The organism is Streptomyces sp. NPDC050085, assembly GCF_044460595.1.
Taxonomy (GTDB): Bacteria; Actinomycetota; Actinomycetes; order Streptomycetales; family Streptomycetaceae; genus Streptomyces.
This window is the reverse complement of the sequence record NZ_JBITJZ010000018.1, coordinates 126,747-148,977: the sequence shown is the minus strand read 5'-3', so window position 1 is coordinate 148,977 and position 22,231 is coordinate 126,747. Positions and strand designations below refer to the sequence as shown.

19 protein-coding genes and 1 pseudogene are annotated in these 22,231 nt (G+C 70.6%); 9 read left to right on the top strand and 11 right to left on the bottom strand.

Annotation, left to right across the window (positions count from 1 at the left end):
* Positions 1–101: 101 nt before the first annotated feature.
* Both ACIBUY_RS38450 and ACIBUY_RS38445 read left to right on the top strand, forming a co-directional pair.
* Positions 102–689 (top strand): annotated as a pseudogene (locus ACIBUY_RS38450) (4-hydroxy-3-methylbut-2-enyl diphosphate reductase); the annotation flags it as partial.
* A 112-nt stretch (positions 690–801) separates the two neighbouring features.
* On the top strand, positions 802–1,689 hold the full coding sequence (locus ACIBUY_RS38445) for a recombinase family protein (RefSeq protein WP_399155132.1): 888 nt from the start codon (positions 802–804) through the stop codon (positions 1,687–1,689).
* Positions 1,690–1,735: 46 nt separating this feature from the next.
* On the opposite strand, the gene ACIBUY_RS38440 is transcribed toward ACIBUY_RS38445, so the two are convergent.
* The 4 genes from ACIBUY_RS38440 to ACIBUY_RS38425 form a co-directional block, all read right to left on the bottom strand.
* A complete protein-coding gene (locus tag ACIBUY_RS38440) occupies positions 1,736–3,226 on the bottom strand; it encodes an acyl-CoA synthetase (RefSeq protein ID WP_399155131.1) in 1,491 nt (496 codons plus the stop codon).
* Between the two features lie 431 nt (positions 3,227–3,657).
* Complete coding sequence (locus ACIBUY_RS38435) at positions 3,658–4,404, bottom strand: succinate dehydrogenase/fumarate reductase iron-sulfur subunit (RefSeq protein ID WP_365574397.1); 747 nt, start codon at positions 4,402–4,404, stop codon at positions 3,658–3,660.
* On the bottom strand, positions 4,401–6,350 hold the full coding sequence (locus ACIBUY_RS38430; RefSeq protein ID WP_399155130.1) for a fumarate reductase/succinate dehydrogenase flavoprotein subunit: 1,950 nt from the start codon (positions 6,348–6,350) through the stop codon (positions 4,401–4,403). Before ACIBUY_RS38430 ends, ACIBUY_RS38435 begins: the two co-directional genes overlap by 4 nt.
* Before the next feature lie 6 nt (positions 6,351–6,356).
* Positions 6,357–7,115 carry a succinate dehydrogenase gene (locus tag ACIBUY_RS38425; RefSeq protein WP_365574392.1) on the bottom strand — a complete coding sequence of 253 codons (759 nt, stop codon included), beginning with the start codon at positions 7,113–7,115 and terminating at the stop codon, positions 6,357–6,359.
* A gap of 95 nt (positions 7,116–7,210) precedes the next feature.
* Here ACIBUY_RS38425 and ACIBUY_RS38420 point away from each other — a divergent pair, with 95 nt between their 5' ends.
* Entirely contained in the window at positions 7,211–8,101 is an 891-nt protein-coding gene (locus ACIBUY_RS38420) for a LysR family transcriptional regulator (protein ID WP_399155129.1), read from the top strand.
* Between the two features lie 102 nt (positions 8,102–8,203).
* Here ACIBUY_RS38420 and ACIBUY_RS38415 read toward each other — a convergent pair whose 3' ends face one another.
* From ACIBUY_RS38415 to ACIBUY_RS38400, 4 genes are all read right to left on the bottom strand, one after another.
* Positions 8,204–8,917 carry a VOC family protein gene (locus ACIBUY_RS38415; RefSeq protein ID WP_399155128.1) on the bottom strand — a complete coding sequence of 238 codons (714 nt, stop codon included), beginning with the start codon at positions 8,915–8,917 and terminating at the stop codon, positions 8,204–8,206.
* Complete coding sequence (locus ACIBUY_RS38410) at positions 8,914–11,061, bottom strand: putative bifunctional diguanylate cyclase/phosphodiesterase (protein WP_399155127.1); 2,148 nt, start codon at positions 11,059–11,061, stop codon at positions 8,914–8,916. Before ACIBUY_RS38410 ends, ACIBUY_RS38415 begins: the two co-directional genes overlap by 4 nt.
* Positions 11,058–11,882 (bottom strand): SAM-dependent methyltransferase, encoded by an 825-nt coding sequence (locus ACIBUY_RS38405; protein ID WP_399155126.1) that lies wholly within the window; start codon positions 11,880–11,882, stop codon positions 11,058–11,060. The genes ACIBUY_RS38410 and ACIBUY_RS38405 overlap by 4 nt, the downstream gene beginning before the upstream one ends.
* A gap of 297 nt (positions 11,883–12,179) precedes the next feature.
* Complete coding sequence (locus ACIBUY_RS38400) at positions 12,180–13,142, bottom strand: SCO0930 family lipoprotein (protein WP_399155125.1); 963 nt, start codon at positions 13,140–13,142, stop codon at positions 12,180–12,182.
* A gap of 225 nt (positions 13,143–13,367) precedes the next feature.
* Between ACIBUY_RS38400 and ACIBUY_RS38395 the strand changes: the two genes are divergently transcribed.
* The 4 genes from ACIBUY_RS38395 to ACIBUY_RS38380 all read left to right on the top strand — a co-directional run bounded on the left by ACIBUY_RS38395 (position 13,368) and on the right by ACIBUY_RS38380 (position 15,596).
* Positions 13,368–13,850, top strand: coding sequence for a hypothetical protein (locus ACIBUY_RS38395; protein ID WP_399155124.1), 483 nt, complete (start codon positions 13,368–13,370; stop codon positions 13,848–13,850).
* 18 nt (positions 13,851–13,868) lie between these two features.
* On the top strand, positions 13,869–14,630 hold the full coding sequence (locus ACIBUY_RS38390) for a DUF4239 domain-containing protein (RefSeq protein ID WP_399155123.1): 762 nt from the start codon (positions 13,869–13,871) through the stop codon (positions 14,628–14,630).
* A 45-nt stretch (positions 14,631–14,675) separates the two neighbouring features.
* Complete coding sequence (locus tag ACIBUY_RS38385) at positions 14,676–14,930, top strand: hypothetical protein (RefSeq protein ID WP_399155122.1); 255 nt, start codon at positions 14,676–14,678, stop codon at positions 14,928–14,930.
* A gap of 141 nt (positions 14,931–15,071) precedes the next feature.
* On the top strand, positions 15,072–15,596 hold the full coding sequence (locus tag ACIBUY_RS38380) for a hypothetical protein (protein WP_365574365.1): 525 nt from the start codon (positions 15,072–15,074) through the stop codon (positions 15,594–15,596).
* Positions 15,597–15,712: 116 nt separating this feature from the next.
* Here ACIBUY_RS38380 and ACIBUY_RS38375 read toward each other — a convergent pair whose 3' ends face one another.
* The gene (locus ACIBUY_RS38375; protein ID WP_365574362.1) at positions 15,713–16,201 is read right to left on the bottom strand and encodes a hypothetical protein; all 489 of its coding nucleotides are present in this window, start codon (positions 16,199–16,201) and stop codon (positions 15,713–15,715) included.
* A 349-nt stretch (positions 16,202–16,550) separates the two neighbouring features.
* On the opposite strand from ACIBUY_RS38375, the gene ACIBUY_RS38370 reads away from it, so the two are divergent.
* Positions 16,551–17,210 carry a class F sortase gene (locus tag ACIBUY_RS38370; protein ID WP_365574359.1) on the top strand — a complete coding sequence of 220 codons (660 nt, stop codon included), beginning with the start codon at positions 16,551–16,553 and terminating at the stop codon, positions 17,208–17,210.
* Between the two features lie 22 nt (positions 17,211–17,232).
* On the opposite strand, the gene ACIBUY_RS38365 is transcribed toward ACIBUY_RS38370, so the two are convergent.
* The gene (locus ACIBUY_RS38365; RefSeq protein ID WP_365574356.1) at positions 17,233–18,096 is read right to left on the bottom strand and encodes a polysaccharide deacetylase family protein; all 864 of its coding nucleotides are present in this window, start codon (positions 18,094–18,096) and stop codon (positions 17,233–17,235) included.
* A 71-nt stretch (positions 18,097–18,167) separates the two neighbouring features.
* Complete coding sequence (lysX, locus tag ACIBUY_RS38360; RefSeq protein WP_399155121.1) at positions 18,168–21,449, bottom strand: bifunctional lysylphosphatidylglycerol synthetase/lysine--tRNA ligase LysX; 3,282 nt, start codon at positions 21,447–21,449, stop codon at positions 18,168–18,170.
* A gap of 200 nt (positions 21,450–21,649) precedes the next feature.
* Here lysX and ACIBUY_RS38355 point away from each other — a divergent pair, with 200 nt between their 5' ends.
* Entirely contained in the window at positions 21,650–22,111 is a 462-nt protein-coding gene (locus tag ACIBUY_RS38355) for a universal stress protein (protein WP_365574350.1), read from the top strand.
* The last annotated feature ends 120 nt before the right edge of the window (positions 22,112–22,231 follow it).

Below are 22,231 nucleotides of genomic sequence, written 5' to 3'. Positions count from 1 at the left end.
GGAAGAAGCGGGCACAACAACTCCCACTCCTCATCCGTCAGTTCATAGCGACGACTCACGGACCCATCATCTCGCTAACCCACTTTGAAGACACGCCCTAGGGCCACGAGGAAGTCATCGGCACCTCCGGCGAGGCCCCCGAACACATCACGCTGGTCGACGGCCCCGAGGACGTCGCCAATGTCGAGGTCCGCGACGAGTCGAAGGTCGTCTGGCTCTCCCAGACCACGCTCTCCGTGGACGAGACGATGGAGACGGTCGACGCCCTCAAGACCAAGTTCCCGAACCTGCTCTCCCCGCCCAGCGACGACATCTGCTACGCCACGCAGAACCGCCAGATCGCGGTCAAGAAGCTCGCCAAGGACGCCCAGCTGGTGATCGTCGTCGGCTCCCGCAACTCCTCGAACTCCAAGCGCATGGTCGAGGTCGCCCTCGGCGCCGGCGCCAACGCCGCCCACCTGGTGGACTTCGCCGACGAGATCGACGAGGCCTGGCTGGAAGGCGTCACCACGGTCGGCGTCACCTCCGGCGCCTCCGTCCCGGACGTCCTGGTCGACGGCGTACTGGAGTGGCTGGCCCAGCGCGGCTACGGCGACGTGGAGACGGTCAAGACCGCCGACGAGTCCATCACCTTCAGCCTCCCCAAGGCACTCCGCCGCGACCTGCGCCAGCAGGAGGATGTTTCATAGGCGGACCCTGTTGCAACACCGCGCAGCCCGAGCGTTCCCGCAGGCCGCCGCGTTTCACCGGTCGTTTCCTTCCTCTTGACTTGTGAAACGCACCCCTGAAACGATTCCTTGCGTGAACGCCGACCCGCACAAGCTCGTCGAAGCCAACCCGTGCCCGATGTCCACCTGCACTGCCCCCGCCGGCTCTCCCTGCCGGACCACCGCGGGCAAGGTCGCACTCAAGTACCACACCGCCCGCTTCCAACTCGTGCCCGCGCTCCGCGCCGAGCTGCACGTCGCGACCCCGGCTGTCCGACACCCCGGCTCGCTCTGGACGGCCCTGCCGACCGTGAAGCCCGCGGCGACGGCCACCCCGATGGAGGTCCGGCTCGGGTACGCCCGCGTCTCGACCCGAACCCAGGAGATCCAGTCGCAGATCGACGCCCTGGAATCCTCCGGCGTGCACCGACTGTTCCAGGAACGCATCAGCACCCGGGTGCGTGAACGCCCCGAGATGAAAGCCGCCCTCGCCGCCGCGCGCGAGTACCGCTCGCTCGGCGCGAAGGTCACCCTCGTCGTGCACGAGATGAAACGGCTCGGCCGCGGCGCCCTCGAACTCCTCAAGGTCGCCGAGGAGCTCCGCGACGCCGAGATCGAGCTGGAGTTCCTCACCGGCCCCCTGGCCGGCAAGCACAACCCGGCCGGTCACGGCGCCGCCCTGTTCGCCTTCTTCGCCGCCATGGCCGAGTCCGAACGCGACTACATCCGGGACAAAACCCTCGAAGGTCAGGAAACTGCACGCACCAAGGGCAAGGCCATCGGCGGCACGAAGGTCTCCGACGAGGACATGCTCGCCACCGCCCTGCGCCTGCGCGACCAAGAACACCTATCGCTTCGGGAGATCGCTTCCCGGCTAGTGATCCGCACAGGCAAGAAGCGCGGCCAGCACCCCGCCCCGGCCACCGTCATGCGCATGCTGCGCGAGCACGTTGCACAGGCTGCGACAGCAGAAAGTGCATGACCACGCCCACCCGCGCTGCGCCTTCGATCCGAATGCTACCGGCCGGTTACTTGTCACCTGGTTCGCCGTTCGTTAACGGCACCCCTAGCTCGGAGACGAACCTGACCTGCCGCGGCACCTTGTAGTGCGCCATCCGCGCGCGCACGTAGGCGATCAGCTCCGCGCCCAACTCCGGTCCGGCATCCCCCTCTTGAGCAGGCTGCACGACCGCGAGCACCGACTCGCCCATCTCCTCGTCGGGCACTCCGATCACCGCGACGTCGGCGACGGCGGGATGCAGGACCAGGCAGTCCTCGATCTCCTGCGGGTAGATGTTCACGCCCCCAGAGATGATCATGAAGGCCTTGCGGTCGGTGAGGAAGAGATAGCCGTCCTCGTCGGCGTGGCCGATGTCGCCCGTGGTCGTCCAGTTCGGATGCCCGGGGTGCTGCGCCTCGCGGGTGCGGCCCAGGTCGCCGTGGTACCGGAAGGGCAGTTCGTCCCGCTCGAAGTAGACGACCCCGGTCTCGCCCGGCGGCAGCGGCTTGCCCGCCCCGTCGCAGATCCGCAGCTCCCCGAGGAGACCCGCGCGCCCGACGGACCCGGGCTTGCGCAGCCATTCCTCGGGGCCGATGAACGTGATCCCGTTCCCCTCGGTCGCCGCGTAGTACTCGTACAGGACGGGCCCCCACCAGTCCATCATCCGGCGCTTGACCTCGACCGGGCAGGGCGCCGCCGCGTGGATGGCGACCTTCATCGACGAGGTGTCGTAGCGCTCGCGCACCGCGTCGGGGAGCTTGAGCATGCGCACGAACATCGTCGGCACCCACTGGCTGTGCGTGACGCGGTGCCGCTCGATCGCCGCCAACGCCCCTTGCGGATCGAAGGAGTTCATCAGCACGACGGTGCCGCCGGTGGCGGTGATCACCCCGCAGAACCTGAGCGGCGCGGCGTGGTACAGCGGGGCGGGGCACAGATAGACGGTGTCCGTCCCGAACCCGTACATGGGCTGGAAGAGCAACTGGTACGTCGACGGGTCGGTGCGCACGTCACCGTCCGGCAGCGTCGGCTCGATCCCCTTGGGGCGCCCCGTCGTGCCGGACGAGTACAGCATGTCGGCGCCGCGCGGCTGCACGGCGGGCGGCGCCGGTGACGCCGCCCGCAGCGCCGCGTCGTACGTCCCGTCCGCGAAGTCGAGCCGGTGCTCGACCTCGGGCACCAACTCCTTTACGCGTGCCCCGAGTTCACTCAGCGCCCCTGAGACGATCAGCGCCTTCGCGCCGCAGTCCCGGACGATGTAAGCGGCCTCTTCGGCGGTCAGATGATGGTTGACGGCGGTCAGGTAGAGACCCGACCGCAGTGCGGCCCAGTAGACCTCGAACACGCGCGGATCGTTGTCGGACAGCAGGGCCAGATGATCACCTTTGCGCATCCCCGAGGCGCGCAGGTGGTCGGCGAGCCGCAGCGAGTTCTCCTCCAACTCGCCATAGGTGAGGGTGGTGTTGCCGTCGGCCGTGACGACGGCCGGGCCGGCTGGGTCGTACGCTCCCGGATACATGGGGGGACGGTACATCCGTCGGGTGACGGTCCGTCAGGGGTCGTCCTGCTCGCCCGGTTTCCGGGCCGGTCGGACGCGGGATGACCACTCGGCCGTCTCCTGGGGCGTGAGCAGCCGTTCCAGCGTCAGGTCGCCCCGCGTTCCCGGGAAGAAGGCGGTGGTCGGGGCCTGCCCTGGCGCGTTCCGGCACACCGCGACCTCCTTCGGCGAGGGCGCGTACCCGACGATCAGCGGCTCGTCGTCGAGGATGAGCAGCGCGTACGTCGGACACGTGAAGTCGTGGCCGGAGGCCTCCTCGACGGACCGCAGCGTCGACAGCAGTTCGGCGCGCCGCTCTGCAAGGGGGCGCCGACCGTGCGACGACGGGGCCGGGAGAGCACCTGCTCCCGGCCCCGCCCACCCCGCGCCGCTCGCGGGACGTCATCCGGAGTTCAGCGGCTGACCTTGCGGTTCGCGCGCAGCCACTCCTTGTTCATGCTGGTGATGGAGAACAGCGGGATGCCCTTGGGGCAGGCCGTCGCGCACTCGCCGGTGAGCGTGCAGCCGCCGAAGCCCTCGTCGTCCATCTGCGCCACCATGTCGAGGACGCGGCTCTCGCGCTCGGGGGCGCCCTGCGGCAGCACGTTCAGGTGGTTGATCTTGGCCGAGGTGAAGAGCATCGCCGCGCCGTTCGGGCAGGCCGCCACGCAGGCGCCGCAGCCGATGCACTCGGCGTGCTCGAAGGCGAAGTCCGCGTCCGGCTTGGGGACGGGCGTGGAGTGCGCCTCGGGGGCGGCTCCGGTCGGGGCCGTGATGTAGCCGCCGGCCTGGATGATCCGGTCGAAGGCGCTGCGGTCGACGACCAGGTCCTTGATGACCGGGAAGGCCGAGGCGCGCCACGGCTCGATGTCGATCGTGTCGCCGTCGCTGAAGGACCTCATGTGGAGCTGGCAGGTGGTGGTGCGTTCGGGCCCGTGCGCGTCCCCGTTGATGACCAGGCTGCACGCACCGCAGATGCCCTCGCGGCAGTCGTGGTCGAAGGCGACGGGGTCCTCGCCCTTGACGATGAGTTCCTCGTTGAGGGTGTCGAGCATTTCGAGGAACGACATGTCCTGGGAGATGCCGTCCACCTCGTACGTGGACATGGTGCCTTCGGCGTCGGCGTTCTTCTGGCGCCAGACGCGCAGGGTGAGCTTCATGCGTAGCTCCGCTGAGTGGGGTGGACGTACTCGAAGACCAGGTCTTCCTTGTGCAGGGTGGGCGCTTCGCCGGTGCCGGTGAACTCCCAGGCGGCCGCGTACGAGAACTCCTCGTCCTGGCGGGCGGCCTCGCCGTCGGGCGTCTGCGACTCCTCGCGGAAGTGGCCGCCGCAGGACTCGGCGCGGTGCAGCGCGTCGAGGCACATGAGCTCGGCGAGCTCGATGTAGTCGACGATGCGGTTGGCCTTCTCCAGGGACTGGTTGAACTCCTCACCGACGCCGGGCACCTTGATGCGCCGCCAGAACTCCTCGCGGATCTGCGGGATGCGTTCGAGGGCCTTGCGCAGCCCGGACTCGGTGCGGGCCATGCCGCAGAACTCCCACATCAGTTCGCCGAGTTCGCGGTGGAAGGAGTCGGGCGTCCGATCGCCGTTGACGGCCAGCAGCCGGGCGAGCCGGTCCTGCGTCTCGCGCACGACCTCGACGGCTGCGGGGTGTTCGGCGTTCACCTCGTCCTCGTGCGGGTGCTTCGCCAGGTAGTCGTTGATGGTGGCGGGCAGGACGAAGTAGCCGTCGGCCAGGCCCTGCATCAGCGCGCTGGCGCCGAGCCGGTTGGCGCCGTGGTCGGAGAAGTTGGCCTCGCCGATCGCGAACAGGCCCGGGATGGACGTCTGCAGGTCGTAGTCGACCCAGAGGCCGCCCATCGTGTAGTGCACGGCCGGGTAGATCCGCATGGGCACCTGGTACGGATCCTCGTCGGTGATCCGCTGGTACATGTCGAAGAGGTTGCCGTACTTGGCCTCGACGGCCCCCCGCCCCATGCGCGCGATGGCGTCGGCGAAGTCGAGGTAGACGCCCTGGCCGCCGGGGCCCACTCCCCTGCCCTCGTCGCACACGTTCTTCGCGGCGCGCGAGGCGATGTCACGGGGGACGAGATTGCCGAACGACGGGTAGATGCGCTCCAGGTAGTAGTCGCGCTCGTCCTCGGGGATCTCGTTCGCCGGACGGGTGTCGCCCTTGGCCTTCGGCACCCAGATCCGGCCGTCGTTGCGCAGCGACTCGCTCATCAGGGTCAGCTTCGACTGGTGGTCGCCGGTGCGCGGGATGCAGGTGGGGTGGATCTGCGTGAAGCAGGGGTTGGCGAAGTACGCGCCGCGGCGGTGAGCCCGCCACACGGCGGTGGCATTGGAGTTCATGGCGTTCGTCGACAGGTAGAAGACGTTGCCGTAGCCGCCGGAGGCGAGGACGACGGCGTCCGCGAAGTACGTGTCGATCTTCCCGGTGACGAGGTCACGGGCGACGATGCCGCGGGCCTTGCCGTCGACGACGACGAGGTCGAGCATCTCGGTGCGCGGGTGCAACTCGATGTTCCCGGCGGCGACTTGGCGGCTGAGGGCCTGGTAGGCGCCGAGCAGCAGCTGCTGTCCCGTCTGGCCGCGCGCGTAGAACGTACGCGACACCTGGACGCCGCCGAAGGAGCGGGTGTCGAGGAGACCTCCGTACTCGCGGGCGAAGGGCACGCCCTGCGCGACGCACTGGTCGATGATCTCGACGGAGATCTGCGCGAGCCGGTGCACGTTCGACTCGCGGGCGCGGAAGTCGCCGCCCTTGACCGTGTCGTAGAAGAGACGGTGCACCGAGTCGCCGTCGTTGCGGTAGTTCTTGGCCGCGTTGATGCCGCCCTGCGCGGCGATCGAGTGGGCGCGGCGCGGCGAGTCCTGGAAGCAGAACTGGACGACCCGGTACCCCTGTTCGGCGAGGGTGGCGCCCGCGCTGCCGCCGGCCAGGCCCGTGCCGACCACGATCACGGTGTGCTTGCGGCGGTTGGCGGGGTTGACCAGCTTGGCCTCGAAGCGCCGCGTGTCCCAGCGCTCGTTGACCGGCCCCGCGGGGGCCTTGGTGTCGACGACCGGCTCGCCGGTCGCGTAGTCCGCGTACGTACTCATGATGTCTCAGCTCACCAATCCGGTCATGACGCCCACGGGCACGGCGATGAAGCCGAGCGTGAGCACTGCGGCGAGGACGTTGCCGACGGTCTTCAGGACGCGGTCACGGGTGCGGCTGCCGACGCCGAGGGTCTGCGCGGCGCTCCAGAACCCGTGCTGGACGTGGAAGCCGAGGGCGAGCATCGCGACGATGTAGATGACGTTGCCGTACCAGGTCGAGAAGGTGTCGATGACGTTCTGGTACGGGTGCAGGTGCTCGTAGCCGCCCGGGTGCACCGTGCCGGTCGTCAGATCGAGGATGTGCCACACGATGAACAGGCCGAGGATGATGCCGCCCCAGCGCATGGTGCGCGTGGCGTAGCTCGAACTCGGCTTCTTGTGCACGTACTTGCTGGGGCGCGCCTTGATGTCCCGACGGCTGAGCTGGTACGCGGACGTCGCGTGCGCCACGACGGCGACGACGAGGACGACGCGCACGAGCCACAGGCCCCACTCGTAGTGCAGGACCGGTTCACCCATGGTGCGCAGCCACTGGGCGTAGTGGTTCATCTCCGGCGGACCGAAGAAGATCTTGAGGTTCCCGATCATGTGCGCGACCAGGTACAGCAGCATCACGATGCCGCTGACAGCCATCACGGTCTTCTTGCCGAGGGAGCTGTCCCAGATCGCGCGCCCGCCCGCCGCCCGACCACCACCCCTCACCGAGCGCTGTCGCGCGCCGCTTTTGTCCGACGGTCGACGGTCCGTCCGCGTTGCCAGAGCCATGGACATGACGGTAGGGGCCAACGACCTGATCGGTCCAAGACATGGTCTAGCTCATTTCCATAGGCTGTGGCTATAGCCCGGCTAGAGTGGCGTGCATGCAGTTCCAGCAGCTCCAGTACTTCGTCGCGGTCGCGGAGACCCGGCACTTCACCCGCGCCGCCGAGCTGGTGCACGTCGCCCAGCCGTCCCTGTCCCAGCAGATCCGGGCCCTCGAGCGGGAACTGGGCGCGGACCTGTTCCTGCGGGCCCGCGGCAACATCACGCTCACGGACGCGGGCGAGGCACTGCTGCCGCTGGCCCGCCGGATCCTCGCCGACGCGGAGACGGCACGGCACGAGGTGCAGGAGCTGGCGCAGCTCAGACGCGGCCGGGTGCGGCTCGGGGCGACGCCGTCGCTCTGCACCGGCCTGCTGCCGGACGTGCTGCGCGCCTTCCACGACCGCTACCCCGGGATCCAGCTGCTCATCGAGGAGGGCGGCTCCCACGATCTCGTACGTGAACTCGCACGCGGCGCCCTCGACCTGGCCCTCGTCGTGCTGCCCCTGCCTGCGCCCGCGCCCGCCCTGACGACCGTGGAGCTGCTGCGGGAGGAGCTCGTGGTGGTCTCGTCACCGGATGCGCCACGGCCCGGCCGGGGCCGCGCGTCGGTACGGATCTCCGACCTGGAGGGCGAGCGCCTCGTCATGTTCCGGCACGGCTACGACCTGCGGGAGCTGACCGTCGCGGCGTGCCGGGCGGAGGGGTTCGAGCCGGACTTCGCGGTGGAGGGCGGCGAGATGGACGCGGTCCTCGGCTTCGTCCGGGCCGGGCTCGGCGTCGCGGTGGTGCCCCTGATGGTGGCGAACCGGGCCGGCGCGGATCTTGTGGTGACCCGGCTGGCCCGTCCGGGGTTGCGCCGGACCATCGCGCTGGCCCATCGGTCGGACGTCGCTCCACCGCGGGCTGCGCGGGAGCTTCAGCGGATGTTGGTGGAGCGGGACGGGTGAGGGCTCATGAAGGCTGAGCGGCGAAGCCGCTCGCCTTCAGGGGCGCGGGGAACTGCGCGACCAGCCACGACGAGACCCGCACCCGGCAACGAACCGCTCCCCCTACGGCGCCCGGTCCGTCAGACAGTACAAACCCCCGGCGGGATCCCGCATCACCGACCAGGACCGACCGTCCCGTACGAACTCCGCCCCCAGCGACTCGTGCAGCACCCGCGCAGCCGCACGGTCCCCACAGGCCACATCCAGATGGGCCGACGCGGGCCCGGCCGCATGGAGCCGCTGGAACAGCAACTGCACCGGCCGCGCCTGCAGACAGCGGAACTCCGGGCCACTGCAAGGGAGTTCGGGCCAACCCGTGAGCTCGGCCCAGAAATCGACCTCCGCGTCGTGCGCGTCCGGCGCCGTGTCCAGGCACACCTGGTCGAGCCGGTTGGCCGGGGCCGTCGGCGCGGGCACCGCCGTCTCCCCCTGCCAGGGCACGAGGCAGAACGGATGCCCGGCCGGGGAGCGCAGCACCTCCAGGCCGGGCTCGGAGAAGACGCCGGTCGCGCCCAGGGCGAGGGCCCGCCGCGCCTGTCCCGGGACGTCCTCGACCACGAGGTCGACGTGGGCCCCTCCGGGGCCGTCGCCGACCCCCTGCACCTTCAGGCACGGGTCGCCGCCGGGCGGCAGCAGCGTTACGAACTCCCCGCGCTCGCCCCGGAGTTCGGACAGGGACGACCCCGTCACCCGGGACCAGAAGTCGCAGGCCGCGCCGAAGTCCGCGTAGGGCCGGTCGATGAACGCGTACGCCCAGCGGACCGGTGACGTGCTCATCCGGTGGCGTCCGCGAGGGCGAGCTCGTGCAGTCGGTCCGGCGGGCCCGGCCGGGCGTAGTACCAGCCCTGCGCGGTGTCGCAGCCCAGTTCCTTGAGCTGTTCGGCCTGCGCGCCGGTCTCCACGCCCTCGACGGTGACCGCCAGGTCCAGGCTGTGGGCGAGGGAGACGATCCCCTCCACGATCTTCAAGTCCACGGGATCGGCGGGGAACTGCTGCATGCCCTGGGTGAACGAGCGGTCCAGCTTGAGGACGTTGACGGGCAGGCGGCGCAGGTTCGCGAGGTTCGAGTAACCGGTGCCGAAGTCGTCGAGCGCTATGTCGACGCCCATCTCCGACAGGCGCCGCAGCGGCTTCAACAGGTCGTCGTCGGCGCCGATCAGCGCCGACTCGGTGACCTCCAGGCACAGCGCCCCCGGTTCGAGCCCGGCGCGCTCCAGGATGTCGACCGTGTCGGAGACCAGGCCGGGGTGGGCGAGCTGCATCGGCGACAGGTTCACGTTGATCCGCAGCGGGCCCGCCTCCGCGTGCCGGTCCTGCCAGACACGGGCCTGGCGCACGGACTCCTCGAGGACCCAGCGGCCGAGCGGGACGATGAGGCCGGTGTGCTCGGCGAGCGGGATGAAGCGGTCGGGCCCGAGGACGCCGTGCTGCGGGTGCAGCCAGCGGACCAGGGCCTCGGCGCCGCGGACGCTGCCGTCGCCGAGGTGGACCAGCGGCTGGTACTCGATGAAGAACTCGCCGCGGTCCAGGGCCGCGGGCAGCGCCGTCGTCAGGCCGTGCCGGGTGATGGCGCGGGCGTCGGCCTCGGGGTCGGCCAGTTCGTAGCGGTTGCCGCCCGCCGACTTGGCCCGGTACATGGTGATGTCGGCGCTGCGCAGCACCTCGGCGGGGCTGCGGTCGCCGACCGGGCCCTCGACGATGCCGACCGAGCCGCGCACGGTGAGCTCGCGGCCGTCGATCCGAATCGGCGTGGCAAGCGCGTGCATGATGCGGCCGGCGAGGTCGTCGACCTCGGCCTCGGTGTCCTTGCCGGTGGTCAGCGCCACGAACTCGTCGCCGCCCAGGCGCGCGACCATCTCGCCGGGGGCGGTCGCGCAGGCCTGGAGCCGGTCGGCGACCTCGACGAGGAGCCGGTCGCCGACGGCGTGGCCGAGGCTGTCGTTGATGGTCTTGAAGCCGTCGAGGTCGAGGTAGCACAGGCCGAAGCGCATGCCGCCGCCCGCGCCGAGCACCTTCTCCAGGCGCTCGAAGAACAGGGTGCGGTTGGGCAGTCCGGTGAGGGCGTCGTGCGTGGCCTCGTACCGCAGGCGCAGGCCGAGGAGGCGGCGCTCGGTGGTGTCCTCCATGAGCGCCAGCTGGTACTGCGGGACGCCGTCCTTGTCGCGCAGCAGCGACACCGTCAGATTGGTCCACAGGGCCGTGCCGTCGGGCCGGTAGAAGGCCTTCTCCACGCGGTAGTGCTCGCGCTCGCCGCGCACCAGCTCGTGGTAGAGGTGCCAGACCTGCGGGGCGTCGTCGGGGTGGGTCCACTCCGCGACGTTGCGCCCGCGCAGCGTGCCCTCGTTGCCGCCGAACATCCGCACCAGCGCGTCGTTGACCTCCAGGACCGTGCCGTCGAGGGAGGCGATGCCGATGCCGATCGCCGCGCCGTGGAACACCGCGCGGAACCGGGCCTCGCTGGCGTGCAGCGCCTCGGCGACGGCGCTGCGGGCGTTCAGCGCGGCCCGGGAGATCGCCTCCTGCTCGACGAGGGTCCGCTCGCGCAGCGCGGCCGCGAACCCGGCGGCCACGGTGTGCTGGACGCGGGCGCAGCGGGCCCGCAGGTCGTCCTCGCGCTCCGGGGTGTCGGCCTCCTGTCCGCAGTACAGGACGAGGTACGCGTCGACCACGTCGAGGGTACGGCTGAGCGCCTCGGGGTCGGTGCAGTGCACGTCGATCAGGGCGGCCCCGACGGCCTGCCCGTGCGCGGCGTCCAGGGTCCGCGCGGCCAGCGCGTCCCGCAGCCGCCGGGCGAGCGGCACGAGTTCCTCCTCGAACTCGGGCCGGGTCAGGGATGTCGCCGTGACCGGGAAGATCGCCCGGCTCCAGATCGTGGCGAACCTGCGCAGTCTGTCCTCGGGTCCGCCCGGCTCGTCGCTCAACGCTTGCGCCCCACTCCCACATAGCCCGCGAAGGTGTACGGGTCCGCTTCCTCTAGGTCCTGCGGCGCGTTCTCGGGCCGCCACACCGGCATCGCGACGATGCCGGGGTCGACCACCTCGTACCCCTGGAAGAAGCGTCCGATCTCCTCGCGGTTCCGCATGATCAGCGGATTGCGGACATCTTTCCGGTAGACGTCGACCGCGCCGTCGGCCTCCCGCGTCGAGATCGGCATGCCCTCCCACGAGGCGTGCGTCACGATCAACAGGCTGCCGGGCGCGAGCGCCTCGCCGAGTTCGGCGACGGCCCCGTACGGGTCGTCGGCGTCCTCGATGAAGTGGAGCACGGCGACGAGGAGAAGCGCTACCGGCCGCTCCAGGTCGAGGAGTTCACCGATCTCGGGGCTGTGCAGGATCTCCCGCGGCTTGCGCAGATCGGCGGAGACAACGGTGGTGTTCGCGTTGCCCTCGAGGACGACGCGGCTGTGCGCGACGGCGACCGGGTCGTGGTCGACGTACGCCACGCGCGCGCCGGGGCTCGCCTGCTGTGCCACCTCGTGCACGTTGCCGAACGTCGGGATGCCGGAGCCGATGTCGAGGAACTGGGTGAGGCCCTCGCCGACCGCGTAGCGCACGGCCCGCCGCATGAACGCCCGGTTCGCCTGCATGATCTTGGGCAGGCCCGGCATGAACTCCATGGCCTTGCGGGCGGCTTCCCGGTCGACCTCGAAGTTGTGCGATCCGCCCAGGTAGTAGTCGTAGATCCGGGACACGCTGGGCACCGAGATGTCGATGCCCTGCGGGGCCCAGGCGGGACGCTCCATCAATCTCTCCAAGGCGTAGGCGAGCCGGTGTTCGAGCTGAGGCTACTGATCAGCCGCCAAAGGAGCGAGCCAAAACGGAAATTGACCGTCCGTTCTCGGTCACTGCCTCCGGCACGTGCCAATTGACCAAGACCCGAAACCACTGCGAAACCGTCTCTTTCCCCACCGAAAAGAACCGGTCCGTTCCCGGTGCATGACCGCTGCTCGGCCATACAGGGAACGGACCGGCCATTCGCCCAATCCTTCGTCGACTCTACTGTGCGTCACTCGGGGCACGCACCGACCCCTGCCGCGGGCTCACTTGGGGGCGCCCACCGGCTTTCCCTGGGGCGATGCCGCGTACCAAGTGCCGCCCACGCCCTGCCCGTTGGTGTCGCCGGGCTTCTTGTCGCCGGAGAACGTATAGACCGGCCAGCAGTTCAGCGTCTGTTGCTTGGTGCCGTCGGGGCGGGTGAAGGACATGAATCCCTTGAGCGGAATGTTCTGGGTGTCGTTCTTGGCGACCGGCGCGACGGCCGGCCACTTCTCGGCGCACGCGCCGACGCAGTTCGACTTGATGGGCCAGGCCGAGTCCTTGAGGAACCGGTAGACGGTCATCCCGTTCTTGTCGACGACGATCTCGCCGAGCTTCGGGTCCTTGCGCGTGGACAGTCCCTTGAGGTCGGCGGGTTGCGCGTCGGCCGCCGGGCTCGCCTTCTTGCCGTCGGGCGCGGCCGCGAACCAGGTGCCGCCCACGCCCTGCCCCTTGGCGTCGCCGGGGCTGGTGTCCATGGCGTAGCGGTACATCGGCCAGCCGTCGATGGTCAGTTGCTTGGTGCCGTCGGTCGCGGTGACCTCGCCCATGAGGGAGGGGTCGACGCCGGGCGCGGCCTCCGCACCGGCCGCGGGGACGGCGGGCCAGGCCTTGAGGCAGTCTCCGGCGCAGTTCGACCTGGGCGGCTGCGCGGTGTCCTTGTCGAAGCGGTAGAGCGTGAACCCGGCACTGTCCGTGACGACCTTGCCGAGCTTCTTGCTGTCCCACACGGCGAGTTGACCGGCGGCCTTGCCCTTGGCCGCGGCTCCCGTGTCGCTCTGCCCGGACGAGCCGTATCCGTCGGAGCCGTTGCCGTCGGAGCCGTAACCGCCCTGCGCCTGGGCCGCGTTGCCCACGTTCTGGCCGTCGGCGGACGAGCCGCCCTTGTCCTGACCGCACGCCGTCGTCAGCGCCAGCAGGGCCGCAGCTGTCGCTACGAGCGAGGCGCTCCGCCAGGAGGTCTTCATCGTCAACTCCCGCTTATTGCTTGGGTGTTGTGCGCACCCGGTCGGGCTCGCACATGGCCCTAGGTACGGGCGGGGGTGGCGGGTGTGTTCAATGCGGCCCAAGATTTCTTGCCACGAACGAGGGACACCGGGGGCGCAAACCCCGAGTGCTTCCGCTCCCCACCTTCGAGGCATTCCTGCGCACGGGCCGCGTGGCGAACCGTTTCCCTGCTCATGATCTCGGTCGTGCACCGAACCAGAAGGGCCGGGTCCCTCGCGTGCGGCCTGGTCACCCACGTCCTCGCGGCGGTCGCGGCCGCCTGGCTCTGCGGCGCGCCCGTCGCGGCGGCGGCGCCCCTGATCCCGTACGACAACTGCGCGTACGCCTCGCTCGACGGAGGCACGAGCGGCGGCGCCGTGGCCGTCTCCGGCGACGGCGTCATCTGCAGCGCGGGACCGAGCACGCCCCCGCCGAAGAAGCCGGCCCCCAAACCGCCCCCACCCAAACCCGCACCGCCACCTCCCCCGCCGCCCCCGCCTCCCCCACCACCGCAGCCGAGCCCCACCCCGACCCCGATCCACTCCGAGCCCCCGAAGCCCGTGCACTACCCGGCCTACCGTCCCGCCGCCCACAGCTCGCCCCCGCGCGGCGGCCCCTCCCTCGTCACGCTCACCCTGCTCATCACCGCGCCCGCGGTGCTCGCGGTCGCCGCACTGCGCCCCCGCTGAACCTGTGTGGAGGTATCGATGTCGGAATGGCTCGTTCTCGCCCTCGCGATGGTGGCCGTGTGTGCGGTCGTCCTCGTCGTCCAGGTCCTGCAACAGCGAAGAATCGGTGACGACGACGATCCGTCGGAGACCCCGGACGTCATCGAGTACATGACGATGATGATCGGCGTGGTGTACGCCATCGTCCTCGGCCTGGCCATCGCGGGCGTCTGGGAGGCACGCAGCGCCGCGCAGGACCACGTACGCAACGAGGCGCAGGCCCTGCACGAGGTCCATGAGCGCGTGCGCGTCTACCCCGCCGACGTCCGCGACCGGATCCGGGCGGATGTCGACACGTATGTCAGCCATGTCGTGACGACCGAGTGGCACGCCATGCGCACGAAGGGCGAACTGACGGACAAGGGCACCGAGCTGCTCGACAAGATCCGTCACGACGTCACCGACTTCGAGCCGGAGAACGACTTCCAGGCCCAGGCCTACCAGCCGCTCGTGGACCAGGTGACGGCCGCGGACGACGCGCGCAACGCCCGCGCGGACGCGACCGGGGCGACGATGCCGGGCGTCGTCTGGTTCGGGCTGATCGCTGGGGCGCTGGTCACCATCGGCATGATCTTCGCGCTGCAGATCCGGCGCACGGCCCGCGAACTGATCCTCGCCGGGCTCTTCTCCTCCCTCATCGCCTTCCTGCTCTTCCTCATCTGGGACTTCGACGCCCCCTACAGCCGGGGCATCGCGGCCACCGCGGAGCCGTTCCTGATGCTCTTCCCGGGAGCGCACTGACGCCGCCGGGCTGCGGGCGGGCCCGGCGCGGCGCAGTCTGGGGGCATGACCCCATGGCACGCCCCGATCGTCGTCCACCCGCCCGCGCCCGAGGGCGGCCGGCACGTGACCGTGCGCGGCCGGGCGGCCGGCCTCGCCCACAGCGACGGGGATCTGACGGAGCTGCTCACCCGGGCCGGGCTCGGCGAGGCGGATCTGACGCTCGACGATCCGCACCTCGTGGAGTGGCGCGGCGCGGGTCCGCACGTCTGGCACAGCGCGGGGTCCGACGGGCCGTCAGCGCGCCGCGGCGTCCCCTGACCGGCCCAAGGACGTGCCCCGTTCGCACGACACCGATCGCGCCCATACGGGGGTGTACCTAGCGTTTCCGGCAGCGAGGTGCTTGTCCCAAGCGAGCGGAACCGGTCCGCAGCTGCTCCTCGCGGACCCGGAGGAACCATCATGCAGGCGATACGCGTCACCGTTCGTGGAGGGCTGTCCGCCGCCGCACTCACCTTCACCGCTCTCGCCCTGACCGCTCCGGCCGCGGTGGCGAATGAGTCCGACCCGTTCCAGGTCAGCGTCTCGCCCACGACCATCGCCGCGGGCGGCCAGGTGACGCTGTACTCGAGCGGCTGCTCCCGCGAGACGAGAGTGTCGTCCGGGATCTTCGACACCGTCACGATCAGCAAGGACAGCGGTGCGGCGACCGCCATGGTCGACTGGGACGCCAAGCAGGGCGCCATCTACTCCGTGACGTTCAACTGCGTCGGCAACGGGACGAAGAACGTCGACCTCACCATCGCCGGCGGCCGCCAGGTCAACCCCACTCCCCCGCCCATCTACCACGGCGTCAGGGCCGGTGTCGGCGGCAGCATCGCCGGCTTCGACCTCAAGGAGATCGGCGTCGGCATGGCGCTGATCACCGGGGCCCTCGGCACCGCGTTCTATCTGGCGCGACGCCGCACCGGCGACGGCGACGCCTGACGGAACCCCGCACGGGCCGGTGCCCCGAAGACCGCGAAGGTCTTCGGGGCACCGGCCCGTTCACGTGCGCCGCGGACCCCGCGAAGGGGGTCGGGGCCCGCCTGCTTCCGGTGTGGCTACGCCTTGCTCTCCGAACGGCGACGCATCCAGAACACGCCACCGCCGATCAGCGCGGAGGCGACGAGCGCCCCGCCGATCGCCATGTCGGTGGAGGTGGCGCCGGTCTCGGTCGCGCCACCGAGACCACCGCGGACACCGCCGTGGATGACGGTGAAGGCGGCGGGCCGGGTCAGGGGCGAGCCCTGGCAGTTCACGGTGACGTCGTGGGCGCCGGGCGCGGCGTCGCTGTGCACCATGGCGTTGGCGCTGGCCTGCTCGCCACCGGCGTTGTTGAGGTTCACCGTGCCGAACGCGTCGGAGCTGACGGTGCTGCCCGACTGGCACTTGGTCCCGGTGACGGTGACGGTCACCTGTCCGCCGCGCGGGATGACGCTCGGCGAGACCGTGAGGTTGGACGGGTCCGTCCAGGCGGAAGCGGACGGAGCGGCGAGACCGACGGCGGCGACCGCGACGGCGGACACCGCCAGGGCACGGGTGGTACGCATGGAAATCCTCCGCGGAAGACGTCCCCGGGGAACGGTCCCCGGGAATTTCGGCGAGAACGCCTCCCAGACGAACCCTCAGATGCCGTGCGCAGAGCCGCATTTCGACAATCGGCCGTCCTGGTGAGCCGACACACCGAAGGAATTCCGTACAACCCGATATTGCCGCAGGTCACGGACCGTCAGAAATTTCCTGACGGTGGCAACTCGGATGGCTCAGGGGCCCCCTGGACGGCGCCCGGCCCCGCCACCCGTTCGCCCTCGCCCCGTCGCTGGCTGCGCGCGGTCGACTTAGCGTTTTCCTACGCGCAACGGGTGCGGTCTCGCCGCCGTGCCCAGAGGGGATGAGCGAATGTCCGACGCAAGGTTCGCAGACGAGGAGCAGCCGAGGAAGCGTGCGCCCTGGGGCGTGATAGCGCTGGTGCTGCTGACCGGTCTCGCGTTGATCCGCAATGGCTCGGGGGAGTTCGACATCGGTCCGCCGCAGCCCGCATCGGCCGCCGCCGCGGACAGCCGCACCCCGGTGTGGGCGAAGTCGAAGGCGCCCGAGCCGCTGCCGTTCGCCCTGGTGGACCGGGTGCGGATCCCGGCGATCCAGGTGAACGCACCGGTGACGCAGGTGGGTCTGGACGCGGACGGCTGGGTGGACGCGCCGCCGCCGCAGGACCCGAATCTGGCGGGCTGGTTCACGGGCGCGGTGTCGCCCGGCGAGAAGGGCACGGCGGTGATCGTCGGGCACGTCGACAACATGCAGGGCCCTGCTGTCTTCTACGGCCTGGGGTCGCTGAAGAAGGGCAATCACGTCGAGGTGGACCGCAAGGACGGGAAGACGGCCGTCTTCCAGGTCTACGGAATCGAGGTCTTCGAGAAGTCGAACTTCCCCGGCAACAAGGTCTACGGCTCCAACGGAACTCCGGAGCTGCGGGTCATCACGTGCGGCGGCGGTTTCTCGAAGCAGAGCGGCTACGACGGGAACGTGGTGGCGTTCGCCCGGCTGGTGTCCGTGCGCTGAGCACGGACACCAGTGGGGGGAATCAGATGCCGCGGCGGCGCGGGACCGTGATGCGGTATCCGTCGTCGAGCAGGCGGGGCAGGTATTCGCCCAGGGCGGCGACGCTCTGCGAGCGGTTGCCCCCGGCGTCGTGGTTGAGGACGACGACGCCGGGGGCCGCGCCGCCGAGGACCCGGGAGACGATGGTGCCGGTGCCGGGGGTGTTCCAGTCGAGGGTGTCGACGGTCCAGGCGAGGGGTTCCATGCCGAGGTCGGCGCCGAGCCGGAACGCGGCGCGGTTCCAGGCCCCGTAGGGCGCACGGAACCAGGCGGGCGGCTCGCCGATCGCGTCCTCGATCACCTCGCAGGTGCGCTCGATCTCGGGGCGCATGCCCGAGCGGGTCATCTTCGTGAGCAGCGGGTGGGTCCAGGTGTGGTTGCCGACGAGATGCCCGTCGTCGGCCATCTCGCGCAGCAGGTCCTTGTTGTCGACGGCCATCTCGCCACAGACGAAGAACATCGCGCGTACGTCGTGCTTGCGCAGGGTGCGCAGGATGTCCGGGGTGTAGCGGGGGTCGGGGCCGTCGTCGAAGGTGAGCACCATGGCGCGGTCGCCGCGGGCGAAGTCCATGCTGAGGATGGGTTCGTGACGGACCTTCAGCCGCGGCGGGGCGGCGCGCTGGGGCCCGTATCCCGCGATCGGCTGCAGCCGGTAGGCCGACGGCTTGAGGGCGCGGGCGGCGGGTGGTCCGGCGGCGGGGGCGACGCTCGGGGACGCACTCGGGGACGCGCTCGGCGCGGTGGTGGCGCGGTCGGTGGCGGCGCAGCCGGTGAGGGCGGCCACGCCGACGGCGGTGAAGCCGCGCAGCAACGCCCGTCGCCCCGGGGCGTTCTGATCGTTTTTCATGCTTTATGCGTCACACGGCATCGGTGCGGCCGCGCACACGACCACTGGATGGGACGCGGGAAAGCACCCGTTCAGCGGCGGCGGACCAGGGGGAAGGGCAGGGTCTCGCGGATGGTGCGGCCGGTGAGGAACATGACGAGCCGGTCGACGCCGATGCCGAGCCCGCCGGTGGGCGGCATCGCGTATTCGAGGGCGTCGAGGAAGTCCTCGTCGAGCTCCATGGCCTCGGGGTCCCCGCCCGCGGCGAGCAGCGACTGGGCCGTGAGGCGCCGGCGCTGCTCGACGGGGTCGGTCAACTCGCTGTAGGCGGTGCCGAGTTCGGTGCCGAAGGCGACGAGGTCCCAGCGCTCGGCGAGCCGCGGGTCCGTGCGGTGCTGGCGGGTCAGCGGGGAGACGTCGGTCGGGAAGTCCTTGTAGAAGGTGGGCAGCTGCGTCTTCTCCTCGACGAGCCGCTCGTACATCTCGAGGACGACGTCGCCGCGCCCGTCGTCCGGGGTGTACGGCACCTGGGCTCGGTCGCACAGCCGGTGCAGGGCGTCGAGCCCGGTGTCGGCGTCGACCTGCTCCCCCAGCGCCTCGGAGATCGCCCCGTACACGGTCTTGACCGGCCAGGGCCCCGAGATGTCGTACTCCTTGCCGTCCTTGCGCGCGACGGGCGAGCCGAAGGCGGCGGTGGCGGCGCCCTGGATCAGTTCGCGGGTGAGGTCGAGCATCACGTCATAGTCCGCGAAGGCCTGGTAGGCCTCCAGCATCGTGAACTCGGGGTTGTGCTTGTAGGAGACGCCTTCGTTGCGGAAGGTGCGGCCCATTTCAAAGACCTTCTCCATGCCGCCGACGCACAGCCGCTTCAGGTAGAGCTCGGGCGCGATGCGCAGATAGAGGTCGAGGTCGTAGGCGTTGATGTGGGTGGTGAAGGGGCGGGCGTTGGCGCCGCCGTGGATCTGCTGGAGCATCGGGGTCTCGACCTCCAGGTAGCCGCGGTCGAGGAGGCCCTGGCGCAGCGCCTGCACGGCGGTGGAGCGGGCGCGGACGATGTCCCTGCTGTCGGGGCCGGCGATCAGGTCGACGTAGCGGCCGCGCACCTTGGCCTCGGGGTCGGTGAGGCCGCGGCGCTTGTCGGGCAGCGGCCGCAGGCACTTGCCGGTGAGCTGCCAGGTGGTGACGAAGACGGTGAGTTCGCCACTGTCGCTGGTGCCGACCTCGCCGGTGGCGGCGACGTGGTCGCCGATGTCGGTGCTGGAGGCGAAGGCGTCGACGACGTCCTGGCCCGACCGGTCGCGGGTCAGGGCCAGTTGTCGGTCCCCCGACCAGTCGCGCAGCACGGCGAAGACGACGCCGCCGAAGTCCCGTACGAGCATGAGGCGGCCGGCGACGGTGACCTCGGTGCCCACCATGCCGTCCGTGAGGTCGGCGAGGGTGTGGGTGCGGGCCGGGATGCCGACCGGGTAGGGGTCGATGCCGTCGGCGCGGAGCCGTTCGAGTTTGCGGTGGCGTACGCGGATCTGGTCGGGCAGCCGCTCGGCGGGGGCCTCGTCGGGGCCGGCCAGGCCGAGGGCCTCGATGGGCGGCAGGCCCTCGGTGGTGGCGGGTTTGGTGACGCCGGCCGGGCGCTTGCCCTTGCCCTTGCCCTTGCCCCACAGCTTGCGCATCGAGGGGACGGAGACGAAGCCCTCGGCGATGCCGGAGGCCAGGCCGATCCGGGCGAGGGAGGCGGTCTCCCCGTAGCAGATGAAGCGCGGGTACCACGCGGGGTGGTACTTGGCGTTGGAGCGGTAGAGGGCTTCGAGCTGCCACCAGCGCGAGAAGAACAGCAGCAGTTTGCGCCACAGGCGCAGGACCGGGCCGGCGCCGATGCGGGCGCCCTCCTCGAAGACGGAGCGGAAGACGGCGAAGTTCAGGGAGATCCGGCGGATGCCGAACTTGCCCGCCACGTCGCACAGTTCGGCGACCATGAACTCCATGACGCCGTTGGGTGCGCTGCGGTCGCGGCGCATCAGGTCGAGGGAGACGCCGTCCCTGCCCCAGGGCACGAAGGACAGCAGGGCGAGGAGGCGGCCGTCGGCGTCGAGTGCCTCGACGAGGAGGCAGTCGCCGTCCTGCGGGTCGCCGAGGCGGTCGAGCGCCATGGAGAAGCCGCGTTCGGTCTCGGTGTCGCGCCAGGCGTCGGCCTTGTCGACGATCTCCTCCATCTCGGCGTCACTGAGGCTGGAGTGGCGGCGGACACGGCAGGTGGCGCCGGTGCGGCGGACACGGCCGACGGCCTGGCGGGCGACGCGCATGTCGCGGCCGTTCAGGTCGAAGTCGGCGACGCGCACGATGGCCTCGTCGCCCAGCTGCAGTGCGCCGAGCCCGGCCCGGGCGAAAGCGGTGGCGCCCTCTTCGGACGCGCCCATGACCGCGGGCGACCAGCCGTGCCTGCGGGCCACGTCGAGCCAGGCGCCGATGGCGTGCGGCCAGGCCTCGCGGTCGCCGACAGGGTCGCCGCTGGCGAGGCAGACGCCGGTCTCGACGCGGTAGGTGACGGCGGCCTTGCCGCTGGGCGAGAAGACGACGGCCTTGTCGCGCCGGGTGGCGAAGTAGCCGAGCGAGTCCTGGGATCCGTAGGCGCCGAGCAGGGCGCGGATGCGGGGTTCCTCGTCGCCGTGCAGGGCGGCTTCCATGCGCTGCGAGCGGAACATGGTGGCGCACGCGTTCAGCAGGGCGAGGGCGCCGAACAGGCCGAGGAAGAAGTAGAGCGGCCTGGGCGGGCGGCCGTCGTAGGCGCGGCCGGAGAGCAGGCCGCCGCAGACCCGGTCGGCCGCCCACAGCAGCCGTTGGCCCTGCGGCAGCGTGCCGGGGAACAGGACGACGAGGCCCCAGCCGGCGAGGATCGCGACGGCGAGTCCGACGGCCAGCACGACGAAGGCGCGCCGCACGGAGCCGCGCCGCGACTCGGCGTAGAACTCGCGGCGTGCCCGCAGCAGCACCAGGAACGCGACGCCGCACACGACGAGCGAGGGCAGCGAGTCCATGAACAGGCCGACGAACACCCCCAGCACGTCCACCACGAGCAGCAGCCCGAAGTAGACCGTCACCAGCCACCAGGCGACCTTCTTGCGGGCCGCGATCGCACCGGCGAGGAGGAAGAGGAAGGCCGCGTACGCGAGGTTCGCGCTGACCGGCACGGTGAGCGTGTCCAGGAAGCGGGTGACCGGGTGCAGGAAGTGGCGCAGCGGGGCGATGAGGGCGATCAGCGTGCAGTAGAGGCCGACCGTGCCGAAGAACGTCGCGAAGATCTCCGGGACCCGGCCGAGGCGGCCCGCACGGGTGCGGGCCGGGGCCCCTGGGGCGGTGTCCGGCACGCTGGAAGTCATGGTTCCGACTGTAGGAAGGGTCCGGTGGGCGCGCCTGTCGAGACGCAGGCACGGGCCCGGAGCAGGCCCGGAACCGTCCCGAAGCCAGCCCGAAGCCGACCGGAAACCGACCCGGAAGCGGCTCGGAGCAGGCCCGGAACCGATAAATCCGTTCCACCCCGGCCCTGCCCCCACCTGGGCCTTTCCGTTAACCTCTGCGCGTGACCGACAAGCAGCCCCACCAGTTCGAACGCGGTACGGACGGCCCCAAGGTGATCGTGGTCGGAGTCGACGGCTCCGACTCCTCGTTCCGCGCCGCGGCATATGCCGGAGGCCTGGCCAGGCGGCAACGCGCACTGCTCGCCGTCGTCTACGTCCAGCCCGTGATGACCGGCGGCGCCGCGCTCGGCGTGCCTGTCGCGGAGACGACCGACGAGATCGCGGCGAACCTCATCGCGGAGATCCGCGAGGCGACGGAGCGGGTCAAGGACATATACGACGTGCGCTGGGAGTTCCACACGTTCCGCGGCGACCCGTTCAACGGGCTGGTCAAGGCCGCCGACGAGCTCACGGCGGACGCCGTCGTGGTCGGGGCGTCCGAACAGGCCGGACACCGGATCGTCGGCTCGGTCGCGGTCCGTCTGGTAAAGGCGGGGCGCTGGCCCGTCACGGTCGTGCCGTAGCCCGGAACATCCTCTCGTACCCCAACCGGCAGGACGGTGGAAGGTTCCCGCAGCCTGAAAATGGCCAGAACCGCTCCACCGTTTCCTGTATCGAGTCGCCACTCCGCGGGCCCTCTACCG